The sequence below is a fragment of the Brevundimonas sp. TWP2-3-4b2 genome (assembly GCF_049897345.1).
In the GTDB taxonomy this organism is placed as follows: domain Bacteria; phylum Pseudomonadota; class Alphaproteobacteria; order Caulobacterales; family Caulobacteraceae; genus Brevundimonas.
Map to the genome: position 1 here is coordinate 481,173 of NZ_JAFCWB010000002.1, position 17,052 is coordinate 498,224.

Annotated in this window: 15 protein-coding genes; 1 reads left to right on the forward strand and 14 read right to left on the reverse strand. The window is 69.8% G+C overall.

All coding sequences use genetic code 11. The features are described 5' to 3' along the window. The first annotated feature begins 41 nt into the window (after window positions 1–41). Window positions 42–2,378, forward strand: coding sequence for an ATP-binding protein (locus tag ACP7AS_RS05975; protein ID WP_426027938.1), 2,337 nt, complete (start codon window positions 42–44; stop codon window positions 2,376–2,378). A 6-nt stretch (window positions 2,379–2,384) separates the two neighbouring features. On the opposite strand, the gene ACP7AS_RS05980 is transcribed toward ACP7AS_RS05975, so the two are convergent. From ACP7AS_RS05980 to ACP7AS_RS06045, 14 genes are all read right to left on the reverse strand, one after another. After that, window positions 2,385–2,897, reverse strand: a complete 513-nt coding sequence (locus tag ACP7AS_RS05980) for a periplasmic heavy metal sensor (protein WP_426027939.1) — start codon at window positions 2,895–2,897, stop codon at window positions 2,385–2,387. After that, complete coding sequence (locus tag ACP7AS_RS05985; protein WP_426028147.1) at window positions 2,894–3,322, reverse strand: hypothetical protein; 429 nt, start codon at window positions 3,320–3,322, stop codon at window positions 2,894–2,896. The genes ACP7AS_RS05980 and ACP7AS_RS05985 overlap by 4 nt, the downstream gene beginning before the upstream one ends. A gap of 5 nt (window positions 3,323–3,327) precedes the next feature. Beyond that, entirely contained in the window at window positions 3,328–3,891 is a 564-nt protein-coding gene (locus ACP7AS_RS05990; protein ID WP_426027940.1) for an RNA polymerase sigma factor, read from the reverse strand. 65 nt (window positions 3,892–3,956) lie between these two features. Then, window positions 3,957–4,598 carry an EF-hand domain-containing protein gene (locus ACP7AS_RS05995; RefSeq protein ID WP_426027941.1) on the reverse strand — a complete coding sequence of 214 codons (642 nt, stop codon included), beginning with the start codon at window positions 4,596–4,598 and terminating at the stop codon, window positions 3,957–3,959. A gap of 66 nt (window positions 4,599–4,664) precedes the next feature. Continuing rightward, window positions 4,665–7,553, reverse strand: coding sequence for a bifunctional [glutamine synthetase] adenylyltransferase/[glutamine synthetase]-adenylyl-L-tyrosine phosphorylase (locus tag ACP7AS_RS06000; RefSeq protein WP_426027942.1), 2,889 nt, complete (start codon window positions 7,551–7,553; stop codon window positions 4,665–4,667). After that, window positions 7,550–8,956, reverse strand: a complete 1,407-nt coding sequence (locus tag ACP7AS_RS06005) for an ATP-binding protein (RefSeq protein WP_426027943.1) — start codon at window positions 8,954–8,956, stop codon at window positions 7,550–7,552. Before ACP7AS_RS06005 ends, ACP7AS_RS06000 begins: the two co-directional genes overlap by 4 nt. Then, window positions 8,953–9,357, reverse strand: coding sequence for an endonuclease domain-containing protein (locus ACP7AS_RS06010; protein WP_426027944.1), 405 nt, complete (start codon window positions 9,355–9,357; stop codon window positions 8,953–8,955). The genes ACP7AS_RS06005 and ACP7AS_RS06010 overlap by 4 nt, the downstream gene beginning before the upstream one ends. 78 nt (window positions 9,358–9,435) lie before the next feature. Then, window positions 9,436–10,107: a response regulator transcription factor gene (locus tag ACP7AS_RS06015; RefSeq protein ID WP_426027945.1), complete on the reverse strand. Its 672-nt coding sequence runs from the start codon at window positions 10,105–10,107 to the stop codon at window positions 9,436–9,438. A 69-nt stretch (window positions 10,108–10,176) separates the two neighbouring features. Beyond that, window positions 10,177–11,748, reverse strand: coding sequence for a Do family serine endopeptidase (locus ACP7AS_RS06020; RefSeq protein WP_426027946.1), 1,572 nt, complete (start codon window positions 11,746–11,748; stop codon window positions 10,177–10,179). A gap of 108 nt (window positions 11,749–11,856) precedes the next feature. Further along, the gene (locus tag ACP7AS_RS06025; RefSeq protein ID WP_426027947.1) at window positions 11,857–12,348 is read right to left on the reverse strand and encodes a cytochrome c-type biogenesis protein; all 492 of its coding nucleotides are present in this window, start codon (window positions 12,346–12,348) and stop codon (window positions 11,857–11,859) included. Beyond that, window positions 12,345–14,330, reverse strand: coding sequence for a heme lyase CcmF/NrfE family subunit (locus ACP7AS_RS06030; RefSeq protein WP_426027948.1), 1,986 nt, complete (start codon window positions 14,328–14,330; stop codon window positions 12,345–12,347). The genes ACP7AS_RS06025 and ACP7AS_RS06030 overlap by 4 nt, the downstream gene beginning before the upstream one ends. Beyond that, the gene (gene ccmE / locus ACP7AS_RS06035) at window positions 14,327–14,809 is read right to left on the reverse strand and encodes a cytochrome c maturation protein CcmE (protein WP_426027949.1); all 483 of its coding nucleotides are present in this window, start codon (window positions 14,807–14,809) and stop codon (window positions 14,327–14,329) included. The genes ACP7AS_RS06030 and ccmE overlap by 4 nt, the downstream gene beginning before the upstream one ends. Then, window positions 14,806–15,630: a c-type cytochrome biogenesis protein CcmI gene (gene ccmI / locus ACP7AS_RS06040; protein ID WP_426027950.1), complete on the reverse strand. Its 825-nt coding sequence runs from the start codon at window positions 15,628–15,630 to the stop codon at window positions 14,806–14,808. Before ccmI ends, ccmE begins: the two co-directional genes overlap by 4 nt. A 19-nt stretch (window positions 15,631–15,649) precedes the next feature. Then, window positions 15,650–17,005 (reverse strand): hypothetical protein, encoded by a 1,356-nt coding sequence (locus tag ACP7AS_RS06045; protein ID WP_426027951.1) that lies wholly within the window; start codon window positions 17,003–17,005, stop codon window positions 15,650–15,652. Window positions 17,006–17,052: the final 47 nt, after the last annotated feature.

The following is a 17,052-nucleotide window of genomic DNA, read 5'->3' on the forward strand; positions in this document are numbered from 1 at the left end:
GACGGCGTTCGGCGGACCGACGCAGGAGCGCGCCGCCGTGGGTGCGCATCGGCCTTCTGACCGTCACCCTGGCCGTCGCGGCCTATGTCCTGCTCTTCGCTCGGGAGATCGCCCGCCCTGGTCAGGAGGCGGACGCCCTGCGCCTGACCGCCGTGGACCGTGAGGCGCGGATTCTGGCCCTCGACCTCGAAACCCGGATCGCGCCGGTTCAGCTCGCAGTGCGCGCGGCCGCCCAGAGCGGCCAGACCACCGCGCAAATGTTGCAGGTCGCCCGCGCCGCGGTGCCGAACGGCGCGTTCGCTGTGCTCAATGCCGACGGGCGTCCCATGGCCGTCACGGGTGCCGATGCCGGTGCCTTCGCCGCCGCCCCGGGTCAGCCGCAGTTGTCCCGCAACGGCCGGGCCGTGCTGGTCTCCAGCCCGCTGCCGGGCGGACGCCGCCTGGTCGGCCGCGCGCCGCTGCCGGCCCTCGAGCCTCACGACGACGTCAACCTTTCGATCCTGTCCGCGCCCGACGAGGTGCTGATCAGCCCAGAGATGGACGCCGACGTCCTCGGGCTGCAGGCCGCACCCGTGGATGCGAACGGCCGCGGCGTCACGCTGCGCGGCGGCGGCCATGCCATCCGGCGCACCGGAGCGCCCGTGGGCGAGACCGGTCTGATCGCCGTGGCCTCAACGCCGATCTCCGTCGGGGCCGGGGCCCTGCTGGACGACGTCTGGGTTCTGACGGCCCCCGTCGGGATCGGCGCCTTCGTCGTCCTGATGGCCCTGCTGCTGCAGCGCCGCCAGCAAGGCATCAGCCGCCAATGGGAAGCCTCGGAACAGCGATTCCGCGGGGCCGTAGAGGCCGCCGGGTGCGGCGTCTGGGAATGGGACACCGAAACCGATCTGGTGACCCTGTCCGAATACATGGCCAAGCTGATGGGGCTGGAACAGCGCGGGGCGGTCTCCAGCGCGGAGCTGCTGGCCCGGATCCATCCCCGTTATCACGAGGCCGTGCTTCACGCGGTGCGTCAGGCCCAGATCTTCGGCACGTTCGACGTCAGCTTTCCGGTGCCGGACGCCGACGGCAAGGCCCGCTGGATCGACGCCCGGGGTCAGGCCCGTGGCGACCGCGGCGACGAGGGCTTCACCCGCGTGCTCGGCGTGGCCCTGGACACGACCGAGGCACGTCGCGCCAAGGCCCAGGCCCAGGCGGCCGAGAGCCGGCTTCGCGACGGCATCGAGAGCGTGTCGGACGCCTTTGTCCTGTTCGACCGCAACGGTCGGCTGATCCTGTCCAATCGCGCCTTCCAGGACGCCTTCGCCTTCGAGGACGGCGTGGTGCGGCGGGGGGCGTTCAAACAGGATCTGAACCGCATCGCCGCCTTGGCCATCACCTCGGACCAGCCGGCCACAGGCGGTCGCGCCGGCGCGCGCGAGGTCGAGCTGAACGACGGACGCTGGCTGCAGCTGGTCGAGCGGTTCACCTCGGACGGCGGTTCGGTCGTGACGGCGGCCGACATCACCGCCATCAAGCACAAGGAAGCCGAGCGCCAGCGGGCCAGCGAACGGCTGCATGTCACCATCACCGAGCTGGAGGACCGCGAGGAGCGGTTGTCCTTGCTGGCGCGGAAGTATGAAGTGGCCATGACCCGCGCCGAGGCCGCCAACCAGGCCAAGTCCGAGTTCCTGGCCAATATGAGCCACGAACTCCGCACCCCGCTCAATGCCATCAACGGCTTCTCGGAGATCATGGCGGGCGAGATGTTCGGTCCGCTGGGTGACCCGAAATACAAGGGCTATGCCGCCGACATCCTGAAGTCCGGACAGCATCTGCTGAGCCTGATCAACGACATCCTCGACATGGCCAAGATCGAGGCCGGCAAGCTGACGCTGCACTATGAGGCTGTGTCGCTCAAGGACGTGGTCGGGGACGCGACACGGCTGATGCGCGGCAAGATTGAGGAGGCCGGCCTGAAGCTGCTGGTCGATGCACCCGAAATGCCCGAGATCGATGCCGACTACAGGGGGCTGAAGCAGGTTGTCCTGAACCTGATCTCCAATGCCGTGAAATTCACGCCCGAGGGCGGCGACATCGTCGTGGCCCTGTCGCGCGAGGACGATGACCGGGTCCGGGTGGCGGTAACCGACACGGGCATCGGCATCGCCGAGAAGGATATGGACCGGCTGGCGCGACCGTTCGAGCAGGTCGAGGGCCAGCACTCCAAGACCACGCAAGGGACCGGTCTCGGCCTCGCCCTGACCAAGTCGCTGATCGAACTGCACGGCGGAACGCTGAGCATCGCCAGCGAGCCCGGGCGCGGCACGACGGTCAGCTTCGTCCTGCCGGTCCGACGACCCGGCAGCGTCCGGACGGATCAGGCCCGGGCGGCCTGAGGCCGGTCAGTCGGCCTTGGCCGACGCGCGTTCTTCCGCCGCGCGGCGCCGGTCCTGACGAACCACGACGCGGCCACGACGGGTCAGGATTTCCGACAACGCCTTGCGGTCGGCGGGCTCCAGCGTGCCCAGAACCGCCACCGCATCGGCTTCCAGTCGGCCGCGCCCACGCAGTTCGGCCTCGCGTGACTCAGTCAGCAGGGTCGTGACCCGGGCGCTGTCGAAAGCCTCCGACGACGCAATGCGGACGGCCTCGCGACGCTTCTGGCGGGCTTCCTCGAAATCAGGGCGGACGGACAGGGCCGAAGCGCGCAGCGTGGTCCGCACGCGATCGCGCACGGCCGGATCCAGCTGGCCGACCAGCATCATGGGCGACCCCGTTCTGGGCGGACGATGCTGGGCATCGACCCGGTGCTCGACCTCGGCGCGAGTGACATACAGGGTCGCAGCCACCGCGACGGCAAACAGATTAAGCGCCACGGACGCGGCCAGAATCAGCTTCAGGGTTCCGGGCTTCATCCCAGCACCTCGGTGTCATCCACGCCCATCAGCGACGCCTGGTACAGAATTGCATCCGCCTGGGCATCGGCGGTCATGTGGGTGGTCAGCATTACGCCGGCCACCACGCCGGCGCACGCGGCGGCGGCCCAGCCGGCACCGAGCACAACGGTCAGACGGTCGATCCAGCGGCGGCCTTCACGGCGCGCCTTCAGCCCGGCCTCGGCCGCCGAGGCCATGACGCGGTCCTGCAAGACCATGGAAACCCGGGGCGCGGGCGAAAGGTGCAGCAGGGCGTCGACCGCATCGGCCTCGGCCAGGGCCTCGCGCGCGGTCTCCGGATTCGCCGCAATGAAGGCTTGCGCCGCCATGCGCTCGCCTTCCGGCCAGCGGCGCGCATCCGCACCCCAGGCTGCGATCAGGGCGAGGAACCGTTCCGACGTCATCACGCTCAAACTCCTTCAGCACCGGGCCGAATATCGGCCAGGGCCCGTCTCAATGCCCGCCGTCCACGCGACAGCAGGCTTTCCAGCGCATCGACACTGACCTCCATCAGGGCCGCGGCCTCGATATTGGTCAGCTCCTGATAGTGACACAGGACGAGCGCCTCTCGCTGACGTTCGGGCAGAAGCGCCAGCGCAGCATTGACCCGTCCGCCGACATCCGCCGCCATCAGACCCCGGTCCGGAGACGGCCCGTCGTCGGGCCGGTCCGGGGGGGCCTCGGTCGAAACCTCGCGACGACAACGTAGCCGGTCGTAACAGAGATTCAGACCCACCCGGTGCAGCCAGGTGTCGAACCTGGCCTGCCCCGGCACCCAGCGAGGGGCCTGTTTCCAGGCCCTCAACATGGCGTCCTGGGCTACGTCCTCGGCCTCGGCGGCATCGCCCAGCATGCGCTGGGCAAGCGCCAGCATCCGGGGCAGCTTGCGCGCCACCATGGCCTGAATGGCCGCGGGATCGCCCTGACCCACGCGGCGCACCAGTTCCTCGTCGGGGTCGGCGATCAGCGCCAAACCGGCCCTCTTCCATCATCCGCAAAAGGGTCGTTCGGTCCGTGACCGTCGCCCCGACCATCACCCTACTCCGAAGCGGGCGTCCCGGGCGACGCCTGCATCCGGGCCTGACGCGCGGCGCGGCGCTCGGTCATGCGTTCGCGACGTTGATCTCGCATCGCCTGCATGCCCGTCTGCCGTTCGGCCGTGGTGATGAAACCGTCGTGATCGGCGTCGAGGCGGGTGAAGGCCTGTTCGGTCCTGGCCTGGACCTGTGCGATCGAGACCGGACCCCGGCCCTCTGCACCCTGGCGGCGATGGGCCATGCGGGCCGCGGCGGGATGCATGCGGCCGGCATGCGCGGCACGCTGCGGACGTGCCTCCATACGGGCGGCGCGCTGAGTATCAAACTCCGCCCGGCTGATGGCCCCGTCATGGTCGGCGTCGATCCGCTGGAAGCGGGTATCGGCGCGTTGGGCCATCCGGGCCTGGGCGACGGCGCGCATCTCGGCCGGCGTGACCGACCCGTCACGGTCGGTGTCGGCAGCGGTCAGGCGCTGGATACGCTGGCCGACGAATTCGGCCTGGCTGATGCGGCTGTCGCCGTCCACGTCAGCCCGCATCGCACGCGTCGGCGGGGTTTGCGCCTGCTGCGCCAGCGCGATCCCGCCGGCGGCTGTCAGTGTCAGGGCGACCAGGCCGCCGACCAGAAGCGTCTTCTTCGTCATGATGATCTCCCCGGCCGCCAGACGCGACCTGTTTGTATCAGCCCGCAGAATAGAACGATCTCCGCGTCAGTTTCCGTCGCGGATCGCCGGAAGGGCCGAATCGAACGCCGCCCGGGCCGCCGCGCGGACCTGGGTCAGGCGCGCCTTCAGCGCTTCCAGATCCGCTGCGCCCGCCGCCCCGGCCAGGCGACGCCGGAAGCCTTCGGGCTCCAGTTCGGGATCAGGCTGGTCATCGAACGCCGCCTTGAGAATCTGGTTCAGGGCCTGTTGGAGCCGCCAGGCCTCGGCCAGGGCCGGCTCCCGGACAAGCCCTTCCAGAGTCGAGACCGTCAGCGGCCCCCCGGTCGCCGCGCCGGTCAGCTGGCGCGCCTGGGCCACGAACTCGGCATCGACCTGGCCGCCGGGCGAGAGCTTGAGGTCCCACATCCCCTGCCCCGGCCGCTCGCGCGCCATCAGGTCGCGCATGCGCCGGGCGTCCGCCGCCACGTCCACACCGGGACGCGGCCGGCGCAGAATGCCCTCGATCGCGGCGGCCGTTCGCGCGCCGAACGCTGCGTCGTCGGTCCAGACGATCCGGGCCCGCGTCAGGGCCATGAACTCCCAGGTGTCGGCCTCGGTGGCGTAATAGTCCTGAACCGCCTCCAGCCGCAGCGACACCGGCCCCTTGGCCGCGCCGGGGCGCAGCCGCATGTCGACCTCGTACAGGCCACCCTCGGCCGTGTGGGCCGACAGGGCCGCGATCAGACGCTGGGTGAAGCGGGAATAGAAGACGCCCGGGGCCCATCCCTTGCCGTCGGAGACCGCATCTGCCGGCGCGTCATAAAGCGTCATCAGGTCAAGGTCGGAACCGGCCGTCATCTCGCGCGATCCAACCTTGCCGAGCGCGACCACGGCGACCGCCCCGCCCGGCAACGCCCCGCCCTGACGCACCGCCTCGGCCATGGCGGCGGGCGCCAGGGCCGCGATCACCGCGTCGGCCACCGCGGTATAGGCGCCACCGGCCGCCTCGGGGTCGGCGCGGCCGGTCAGGATGTGAATGCCGATGCGGAACATCTGTTCGCGATGCATCCGTCGCGCCACGTCGAGAGCGGTTTCAAAGTCCGGAGCGGCGGCCGTGTCGGCCAGCAGTTGGGCGGCGACGCCGGAATCCTCGTCGATCCCCCGCGCGAAGCGGGCATCCAGCATACTGTCCAGTGCCGCCGGATAGCGGCCCAACGTGCGCGCCAGACGCGGCGCAAAGGCCATGACGCCCAGCACCTGTTCGAACAGTCCGGGCTGGGCCAGAAACAGGGCCTGGACCTGCACCCCCGCGCTCAGGCCGGCGAAGAAGACCGCGAACCGCCGGAACGCGGCGTCGGCCGCGCCGGTGTCGGCCAGCATGGTCAGCAGGCGGGGGGCCAGACGGGTGAACAGCTCGCGCCCCCGCACCGAGCGGGTTGCCGGGATACGGCCGTGGTGCCAGCTGCGGATCGTGTCCGCCACGCCCGCCGGCTCGGCAAACCCCATCCGCTCAAGGGTCAGCAGGGTCTCGGGATCGTTCTCGACCCCGGTGAAGACCAGTGAGCCATAGGGGGAAGACAGAGCTTCCTCGTCCTCGAACAGCTCGCCGTAGCGGCGGTTGACGCCGACCAGCAGGGCCTCGACCCCGGCGTCAAACGCGGCGAGATCCCCCTGGCCAGCCAACGCCGCGACCGCCGCGCGGCGGACAGGGTCCAGCGGCAGGGTGTGGCTTTGCTCGTCGTCGAGCATCTGAACCCGGTGCTCCAGCCCGCGCAGGGTGTCATAGGCGGATGTCAGTTCGGCGGAGGCCCCGGCGCTGACATGGCCGGCGTCGCGCAGCAGGGCCAGGGCCTCGACCGTGCGGGGATTGCGCAGGGCCGGATCGCGGCCGCCGAGGATCAGCTGCTGGGTCTGGGCGAAGAATTCGATCTCGCGGATACCGCCGCGACCCAGTTTCAGATTGGCACCGGCCGCATCCAGCCCCTCGCCGGTCTTGTGCACATGGATCTGACGCTTGATCGACTGGATGTCGAGGATGGCCGGGAAGTCGAGGCTGCGCCGCCAGATGAAGGGGGTCAGGGCCTTCAGGAAATCACGCCCGGCACCGATGTCGCCCAGCATGGCGCGGGCCTTGATGAAGGCCGCCCGCTCCCAGTTCTGGCCGACTCCCTCATAGTAGGACAGGGCGAAGGGCACGGCGACGACGGGCGGGGTCGATGACGGATCGGGCCGCAGCCGCAGGTCGACGCGGAACACATAGCCGTCGCCGGTCCGCTCCTGCATCAGGGCCGAGAAGGCCTGGGCGGCGCGGTCGAGGAATTTCTGCGGCTCGACACCCTCGGCGAGCGCGCCGTCCAGCGCCTCGGGCTCCCAGAACAGGCTGATGTCGATGTCGGAGGAATAGTTCAGCTCGAAGGCGCCGTGCTTGCCCATGGCCAAGCCGAACAGGCCGGGGATGGGGCCGCGCGGGTCGTCGGCGTCCGAGATCAGCTTGCCGCGCTCGCGTTGGTCGTGGGCGACGGCGCGCAGTGCGGCCTGGGTCGAGGCGTCGGCGAAGCGGCTGAGAGCGCCGGTCACCGCGTCGAGATCCCACACGCCGCCGAGATCGCACAGGGCGGTCAGCAGGTGCAGTTCGCCCTTCAGCCGGCGCAGGGGCGCGCGGGCGTCGTCCGCACCGCCGCCCAGGGCCCCGGTCCGGGTCAGGATCTCCGTCAGCCGATCCTCGGGCGCATCCTCCAGCACCGCCCGCAGCCGGTCAGGCCAGCGCCGGGCAAGGCCGCACAGATAGGGAGAGGCCGAAAAGGCGGGCGCGAGCGCAGGCCAGACCGCCTCCAGGGCCGATGTCCAGCCGCCCTCGGCCGCCGCTTCGGACAGGCGTTCATGGGCGCGCGCGGCGGCGTCCGCGTCGATCACGGGGCCGCAGGCGCGCAGCCGCGGGCCGAGGGCGTGGGTCATTCCGCGGCCGGCAGGACAAGCGCGACCCGCAGTCCGGGTCCGAAGCCCCCGTATTCGCCGGGGCCTTCATCGAGCAGGATGCGGCCGCCGTGGGCCTCCATCACCGCCCCGACGAGCGAGAGGCCGAGGCCCGACCCCGCCTCTGTGCGGCTGTTGTCCAGACGCACGAAGCGTTCGATGACCCGTTCGCGGTCTGCCTCGGGGACCCCCGGGCCGGTGTCGGTCACCGAATACTCGATCTCGCCCGACGAGCGGCGTCGCGCCCGCAGCATCACGGCCCCACCCGTTGGCGTGTACTTGATCGCATTGTCGATGATGTTGGCCAGGGCCTGGGCGAGGAACGGCTGGTTGCCCTGGATCATCAGGCCGCGTTCGATCTCGGCCGAGAACTCCAGCCCCTTGTCCTCGCTGGCCGGCTCGTACAGCTCGGCCATGTCGGTGGCCAGGTCGGCGGCGTCGAACAGCTTCGGGTCCGGCGTACGGCCGGCGGCCGCCTGCAGCCGGGCAATGGCCAGGACGGTGTTGAAGGTCTTGAGCAGACTGTCGGCCTCGTCCAGCGCCAGTTGCACGGCGTCGACGCCGTCGATCTGGCCGGCTTCGGCGTCGATCAGCGCCACTTCCAGCTTGGCCCGCATCCGGGTCAGGGGCGAGCGCAGGTCATGGGCGATCGCGTCGCCCGCGTGCCGGATCGAGGCCATCGATCCTTCCAGCCGGTCCAGCATGGTGTTCAGCCCGGCCCCCAGTTCGTCCAGTTCGTCGCCGGAATTCCGCACCGGGGCACGGGCCTTGAGATCGCCCTCCTGCACTGCGGTCACGACCTTGCCCAGCCGGCCCATCGCCCGTTCGAGATTGCGGCTGACCAGAATCCCGCCGCCCAGCCCCAGTAGCAGCACGATGCCCATGGCCGCCCACAAGGCCCGGGTCAGCCGCGCCAGATAGGCCTCGGTGTCACTCAGCGAGGCCCCGACGAACAGCATCCCGTCGCCGTCCAGCCGGGTCTGGACGCCCCGCACCTGCGGCCGGCGGACCCGACCCTCCGCATCCGTCTCGGTGAAGGGGAAGGTGATCCACTGCTGGTCCTGCTCCAGCGTCTCGATCGGGAAGATGGTCAGGCTGCCGGCGAACCAGTCGCCATCGGTCGGCTCCAGCCGGTAGAGGAAGCTGCTGTCGCGCAGGGTGCGGTCGATCACGGCCCGGTTCAGGGCATCAAAGCCGCGCGCCTTGTAGATGCCGGTCAGCACCTGCATCTCGCCGCGCACATCGCGCTCGGCCTTGGTCCGCGCCTCGTCGGCCGAGGCGACATAGACATAGGCGAGGATCGCGCTGGCCACCGCCGCGAACAGGGCGAGGAACAGCAGCGTCAGCCGGAAGGGCGTGCGGCGAAGGAGGGAGGGGAGTTTCATAGATCGTCTTCTCCCTCCCCCGCCGGGGGAGGGTGGTTGGCGCAACGCGCCAACCGGGTGGGGAGGGCTCGGCAACCGGCCCGAACTTCCTCGACGATCCGCTCGATGTCGAAAAGCACGGCCTCGTTTGCGTATCGCAGCGTCAAAAAGCCTTCTCGCGCCAAAACAACATCCCTAACCCGATCCTTCCGCGCCCGATCTTCATCGTGATGCGAACCACCGTCCACCTCCACGATCAGCCTGCGATCGAGGCAGACGAAGTCCAGAATATAACCGCGGCGAGGGGATTGGCGGCGGAAATGAAGCCCTTCGCTTCGCAAATCTCGCAGCCGAACCCAAAGGCGAGCCTCCGCCGGCGTCATCTTCTTTCGCAGAGCGCGAGCCCGGGCAATTATCGCCATGTCGCCGAGCCCCCCCCACCCGGTCGCTTCGCGACCACCCTCCCCCGGAGGGGGAGGGAGAATATGGCGTCTGCCCGCCTAGGGCTCCAGCCGATACCCCGCCCCGCGCACCGTCTGCAGCATGGCGTGGTCGAAGCCCTTGTCGATCTTGGCGCGCAGGCGGCTGATGTGGACGTCGATGACATTGGTCTGGGGGTCGAAATGATATTCCCAGACCTTCTCCAGCAGCATGGTGCGGGTGACGGACTGGCCGGCATGGCGCATCAGGAACTCCAGCAGCTGGAACTCGCGCGGCTGTAGGTCGATCTCCTGACCCGAACGATGCACCGAGCGCGAGATCAGGTTCATCTCCAGATCGCCCACCTTCAGCATGGTGGCGACCGAGCCGGTCTCGCGGCGGCGAGACAGGGCCTCGACGCGGGCGACCAGTTCGGAAAAGGCGTAGGGTTTGACCAGATAGTCGTCGGCCCCGGCCTTCAGGCCCGTGACGCGATCCTCGACCTCGCCCAGCGCCGACAGGAACAGCACCGGGGTCTGGTCGCCGTCGCGTCGCAGGGTCTCGACCATGCCGATCCCGTCGAGGCGCGGCATCATACGGTCGACGACATAGACGTCATAGCCGCCCTTCTGCGCCTCCAGCAGACCGAAGGCGCCGTCCACGGCGTGGGTGGGTTCATGGCCCGCTTCGGTCAGGCCCCGGACCATCGCGGTCGCGGCCTCGGCATCGTCCTCGACCACCAGAATACGCATCGATCAGTCCCCCAAAACGAGAATCGCCGCCGATGTTAGCGCATCGGCGGCGACGGGGGCAGTTACGGCTTATTCAGACTTCGCAAACGGCAGGACCACGGACGTATTGGAGCCCTGGGTCCGCACAAGCAGCAGGACGCCGGGGCGTCCGGCGGTGCGCGCCGCTTCAACGGCGGCACGGAATTCCGCCGCCGACGTCACAGCGCGGTTATTGGCGCGAAGGATCACGACACCGGCGGGAATTCCGAGCTGACCCGCCTGCGAACGTGGCGTCACCGCCGTAACGACCAGGCCCTGAAGCGTATCCGGCAGGCCGTACCGCGTCCGCAATGCGGGCGTGAGGGGGGCGACGGTCATCCCTTCAACGACCACACCCGCAGGTGCCTGAGGCGCGCCGGGAGAGCCTTCCTCATCGCCGCCCTGGCCCGCCAGAAGTTCAGCCTGCGAGGGACGGCGTCCGGCGCGGACGTTGACGGTCAGGCGACGGCCTTCGCGCAGAACCTCCAGCCGCAGGGTGTCACCGCTGGCCGCGTTGGCGACCTGCCGGGTCAGTTCGGTGGACGTTTCGATCGCCTTGCCATTCAGCGACAGGACGATGTCCTCACCCTGCAGGCCGGCCCGGTCAGACGGACCGCCGGGGGTTACATCGGCGATGATGGCCCCCTTTACCGTTCCGGCCAGACCGAGGGCTTGCCGCTGCTCATCTGACAGTGTGCCGATGGTCACGCCCAGATAGCCGCGCTCGATGGTCTCGCCGCGCATCAGGCGCTCTGTGATCGGCCTGGCGACCGCGGCAGGGATGGCGAAGCCGATGCCCACCGATCCGCCCGTCGGCGAGTAGATGGCGGAGTTCACGCCGATGACCCGGCCGTAGATGTCGAACGTCGGACCACCCGAATTGCCCCGGTTGATCGCCGCGTCGATCTGGATGAAGTCGACATAGTTGGAGGTGGGATCGGGAATGTTCCGGCCCTGGGCCGAGACGATGCCGGCCGTGGCGGTGCCGCCGAGACCGAACGGATTACCCACGGCGATGACCCAGTCCCCGACGCGGGGCTGGGCCGTCTCTTCGAAACTCACGAACGGAAAGTCCGTCCCCTCGACCTTGATGACCGCCAGGTCCGTGCTCTCGTCGCGACCGACCAGACGGGCGTCCAGTTCGCGACCATCGGCCAGCTTGACCTTGATCTCGGTGGCGTCGGCCACGACGTGGTTGTTGGTGACGATGAAGCCGTTGGCGGCGATGAAGAAGCCGGAGCCGGCCCCCAGGGCAGTCGTGCTGCCGTCGCCGTCGGCACCGTCGGCACCGTCCTCACCCTCTTGCCCGCTATTGGGGTTGGGGATGGTGAAGGGGGTGCCGGGAATCTGGATCCTGTTCGACCGCGGCACCCGCGTCTTGACGTCGATCTGAACCACGGCCGGGGCGACCTGCGCGAAGATGTCAGCGAAGCTGAGGGGCGCGCCCTGCGGCGGCGCGAAGGCCAGGCCGCCGGCTCCGGCGCTGGGAGCCAGCCGGCCGCTGACGCCGGCGACGGGGCTCGCCTCGGCGCTCGGCCAGTCGATCACGCCGCCGGCGGTGGCCGCGGCGGCGAAGGCGAGACCGGCGACGGCCCCCAGCATGAATTCCTTGCGCTTCATCATGGAGTTCTTTGCGATCCTCTCGGGCGTGAGACGGCCCGTTGCGACAATGAATATAGGACGGTGGTTCGTTTCACCAACGCACCGCGCGATGATAGGTCCCGCCAGACGTCAGTCGTCAGACGCCTTTGCGTCAGGATCGCGGCGAACGCCCTCCGAGGCGAGAATATCGGCCAGGCGGGACTCCTCTTCGGGCGACAGGGCGAGTGTCTCGTCCCGGCGGCGGCGTCCGAGCATCAGCCATCCGGACGCGACCACCAGCAGCACGGCCAGCGGTCCGAACCACAACAACCATGTGCCTGCCCGCACCGGCGGCGTGAACAGGACGAAGTCGCCATAGCGCCGGACCAGGTCGTCGCGGACCTGCTTGTCGCTGCGGCCGGCGGCGATCTCCTCGCGCACCAGCCGGCGCATGTCGGCGGCGATCCCGGCGGGGCTGTCGGCGATGGCTTCATGCTGGCACACGACGCAGCGGATATCGGCGAACAGGGCCCTGGCGCGCGCTTCCTGCGTGGCGTCCGGCAGCGGGCGATCGGGCGTGGGGGGTGGCTCGGCCGCCATCAGGCCGACCGCGGCCACGGCGATCAGCAGGGCGCGTTTCACGCCGCCGCCTTGCGCTGGCCGAGGCCCAGCCGCAGCCGCCGGTCCATCAGGGACAGCAGTCCGCCCAGCGCCATGATGGCAGGGCCGAGGAAGATCAGCCGCGCCCACGGGTTCCACCAGACGCGCACGCTCCAGGCCGGGGCACGGGCGGTTGTCTCGCCGCGGTCACCCAGCACGACATAGACGTCGTCCAGCCCCCGGAAATCCAGACCGACCTCGGTCGTGGTCTGGCCCCCGGCGGGGAAGAAGCGGCGTTCGGCCGTGATCTCGCGCGCGGCACCGCCGTCGCCCAGGGTCACGGTCAGCTTGCCCTGCTCGGCCAGATAGTTGGGCCCCTCGACGATGCGGACGCTGTCGAGACGCACACTGTAGCGCCCGGCAGTGACGCTCTCACCGACGGCCACGGTCTGCGCCGCCTCGACGCGATAACCGGTCTCGACCACCGCCCCCAGCACGAAGACGCCGAGCCCGGCGTGGGCCAGGACGGTGCCCCAGGCACCGAACGGCAGGCCGCGCGCCCGACGCAGGCTTTCGGCCAGACCCACCCGGAACAGCCGGACCCGTTCGGCGATCTCGGCCAGGGCCCCGAGGATGAGCCAGCCGCCCAGTCCAAGGCCCGCGGCGGCCAGGGCCTTTCGCGGTTCGAAGACCATCCAGCCCAGCAGCGCGACCAGAATGGCCAGCCCCGCGGCGACGGCCAGACGTTGGCCAACCCCCTTCAGATCCCCGCGCTTCCACGCCAGCAAGGGCCCGGCGGGCAGGATCAGGAAGGCGACCGCCATCAGCGGCGTGAAGGTCAGGGCGAAATAGGGCGGGCCGACCGAGATGGTCGCGCCGTTGGCCGCCTCGAGGATCAGGGGATAGAGGGTGCCCAGCAGCACGGTGGCGCAGGCGGCGGTCAGGAAGACATTGTTCAGCACCAGCGCGCCCTCGCGGCTGACCGGGGCGAACTGGCCGCCCCCCTTCAGACGCGGGCTGCGCCAGGCGAACAGGGCGAAGGCCAGACCCGAGGTCGCCCCGAGGATGGCCAGCAGCATCATGCCGCGCTCCGGATCGACGGCGAAGGCGTGGACGCTGGTCAGCACGCCCGATCGCACGAGGAAGGCGCCCAGCATGGAGAAGGTGAAGGCCAGCAGGGCGAGGAAGGTGGTCCAGCCCGCCAGCGCACCGCGACGCTCGGTCACCACCGCGCTGTGCAGCAGGGCCGTCCCCGCCAGCCATGGCATGAAGCTGGCGTTCTCGACCGGGTCCCAGAACCACCAGCCGCCCCAGCCCAGCTCATAATAGGCCCAGAAGGCACCGAGGGTGATGCCGACGGTCAGGAACGCCCAGCTGGCCAGGGCCCACGGCCGGACCCAGCGGCCCCAGGCGGGCCAGAAGCTGTCGTTGGCGCGACCCTCGATCAGGGCCGCCACCGCGAGCGAGAAACAGACCGAAAACCCGACATAGCCGGCGTAGAGCAGCGGCGGATGGAAGGCGAGCGCCGGGTCCTGCAGCAGCGGGTTCAGCGAATTGCCCTGGAAGGGGGCAGGGTCCAGCCGCGCGAACGGGTTGGAGGTGAAGACGGCGAAGGCGAGGAACATCACGCCCAGCACCCCTTGCGTCGCCACGGCCGAGGCCTTCAGGCCGAACGGCAGGTTGCGGCCCCGCGCCAGCGCCGCGCCGAACACGGTCAGCACCAGACACCAGAGGATCAGCGATCCCTCGTGGCTGCCCCAAGCGGCCGCCACCTTGTACAGCATCGGCTTGTCGGTGTGGCTGTTGGACGCGACGTTGGCGACCGAGAAGTCTGACACGGCGAAGGCGAAGATCAGCGCGCCGAAGGCGACGGCGACGCAGCCCGCGGCGGCGATGGCAGCCCCCTGGGCTGCCCCGGCCAGAACCGGGCTGCGGCGGATCCGCCCGGCCACGGACAGGGCGGTCTGCAACACCGACAGGACGAGGGCGAGCACGAGGGCGAAAGCGCCCAGTTCTACGATCATGAAGGCGGCATCCCGGAGGCGGGCGCGCCATCAGGCCGCCATTCGCCCTTGGCCTTGAGCCGCTCGGCGACTTCGCGGGGCATGTAATTCTCGTCGTGTTTGGCCAAGACCTGGGTGGCGCGGAACGAGCGGTCAGGAAGGAAGGCCCCTTGCGCCACAATGCCCTGCCCCTCGCGGAACAGATCCGGCAGGTCGCCTTGGTAGACGACGCGCGTCGTGGCGACATTGTCAGTGACGGCGAAAGCGACTTCGCCGCCGCCGCCCCGCGTGACACTGCCGGTCTCGACCAGACCGCCAAGACGCACGACCCGGCCTGACGGGGCCCGGTCAGCCGTCGCTTCAGACGGCGAGAAGAAGAAGGTGACATTGTCACGCATGGCGTACAGCGACAGGCCGACGGCCAGCGCCAGAACGGGGGCCACCGCTGCGACGACCCAGAGGCGACGACGCGCCTTGGGTGATTTTGGCAACCAGCTCATGTTGCAGCCTCCATGGCAGCGAGACGGGCCTCAAGGCCGATCCGGCGCGGATCGGCCGGATCCAGCGCGGCGATGACGGGGCCCCACAGGGTCCGCACCGCCGCCCAGTCTCCGCGCGACATCGCCGCCTGACCGAGGAAATAGCGCGCGCCCAACTGGCCGGGATCACGCCGCAGGGCCTGGACGAAAGCCGCCTCGGCGTCGCCGTCGACCTTTCCCTGATTGGCGCGCACCAGGCTCTCGCCGAGCCGGGACCAGCTCTGGGCGTCGTCCGGTTGAAGCGCCAGCGCCCGGCGGAAGGCCGAGGCCGCGCCGATCGGATCACCGGCCTCGAACCGGGAGGCCCCCAGCATGACCAGGGCCTGATGGTCGGTCGGACGCTCGCGCACAACCCTCGCCGCCACGGCCGCGATCTGAGGGGCCTCAAGCGTGTCGAGCTGGGTCGCCCATTCGTCCACCCGGCGCTCATAGGCCTGATCCGACAGGCCGATGGTCCCGAACGACGCATAGAGGCCCAGCGCGCCCGCCGCCGTCGCCGCCACGCCGGCCAGCACCCAGAACCGGTCCTGCGATCCCGCCCGTACCGGCACGGCTTCGCGCTCGGCCGCCAGGATGCGACGTCCGGCTTCAGCACGAGCCGCGGTCCAGCCGGCGTCGTCCAGAAGGCCACGCCCCTTCAACCGGTCCAGTTCGTCCAGTTCAGCCCCTGCGGTCAGGGTCGTGACCGCCTCGCCGGCGTCGGCACCACGCCGCGCGCCCGCCAGAATCAACAGGCCGGCAAGCGCGGTCAGCAAGGCTGTCAGTATCCAGAAGATCGTCATCGCCCGTCGATGTAGCCGATCAGGCGGCCCGCGACGAGGCCTCTGCGCCCTCTGAGGGGCGTCCTGCCACCGCGGCCCGACGCCGCACCGTGCGGGCAGCATCATCGGCGGCAATCAGCTCGAGGCACTGGGCGACAAAGTCGATCTTCTCGAGGGCGCGGGCCTCGTCGGGGACCTCTGCATCATTGACCATGCGCAGCACCTGGTCGGCATAGTCGCTCAGTCGCCCGGTCAGGGCCTCGACCAGAACCTTCCGGTCGGCCTCGCAGCCAAAGGTCGAGGCCGGGCCCCGCACCGAACCGACCAGCCGCAGCAGACTGCGCGCGGCCAGAATGGTCTCACTGGCGATGGGCACAGCCAGTTGCGGTGCCTTTCGGGTCATGCGGCCGGCGATCTGCACCCGTTCCATGGGAAGGGCCTGATCCACAGCCTTGTCGGCGGCCCGGAGCAGCGCCGACAGACGGCCTGCGATGGCCACACGGCCGTCACGGACCGCCTTGCCCCACGGGCTCTTGGGATTCAGGGTCAGGGTCACGTCCAGTTCGCCCAGAACATTGGCGCACCAGGTCAGGTCGGCGATGACGTCCTTGACCCGCGCCATATCGGACGCGGGCTTGAAGGCGGCGATCCGTGCCGCGCGAAGATCCACGCCGGCGATCAGCCTGTCGACGAAGCCGGCCAGTTCAGACGCGCTGAGGAAATTCTCCTGATCCACGGCCCGGGACGTCTGGGTGAGGATGCGCAGGATGAGGACGGCGTCATCCAGATTCGAGAACAGAATTTCCAGCACCCGCGGCGCGCCGTCCAGCCGGATATCGGCGCAATCCTTCAGCAGCAGCCGCAGCTCGGCGATCTGGTCGCCGTCCGGGCGTTTGAGCCAGACCTCGAGCGACGGCAGGCCGCGCCGGGCCAGATGGGCCAGATCGAGGCAGGCGGCGAGATCCTCAAGCGCGGCCAGTCGGGCGGGATCGTCGGCACCGGGCCAGATCAACCCGGGCTGATCGCGCACGACCGCGGCAGCGGCCAGGCAAATGCGGTCGGCCACCACGACAGAGGGTTCATTGCCGTCCAGACGGGACAACAGTTCCGGTTCACGGCTGCTGGCCGCCTTCCACAGCCGGGCCAGCACCGCGGGCGGGAACGTCAGGGCCTCGACACCATCCGGCCGAGCCCGGAACATGGGAACAAGGGGTGCCATGACGAACCGGCGACGGACCCGGTCACGATGCTCGTCGGCCAGCATGATCCGCAATTCCGCGGCCTTGCCTCCCGGCAGGGAAGCGACAGCGCCCGCGACAGCCCTGAGCATATCGTCCGGGCACAGTTCAAGCATGGCGGCGATCGCGACTTTGTGGGCGACGGTCAGCCCGGCCATGCAGCAATCCCAGGCCGGAAAATGCCGACCACATTTCATACTGCCCG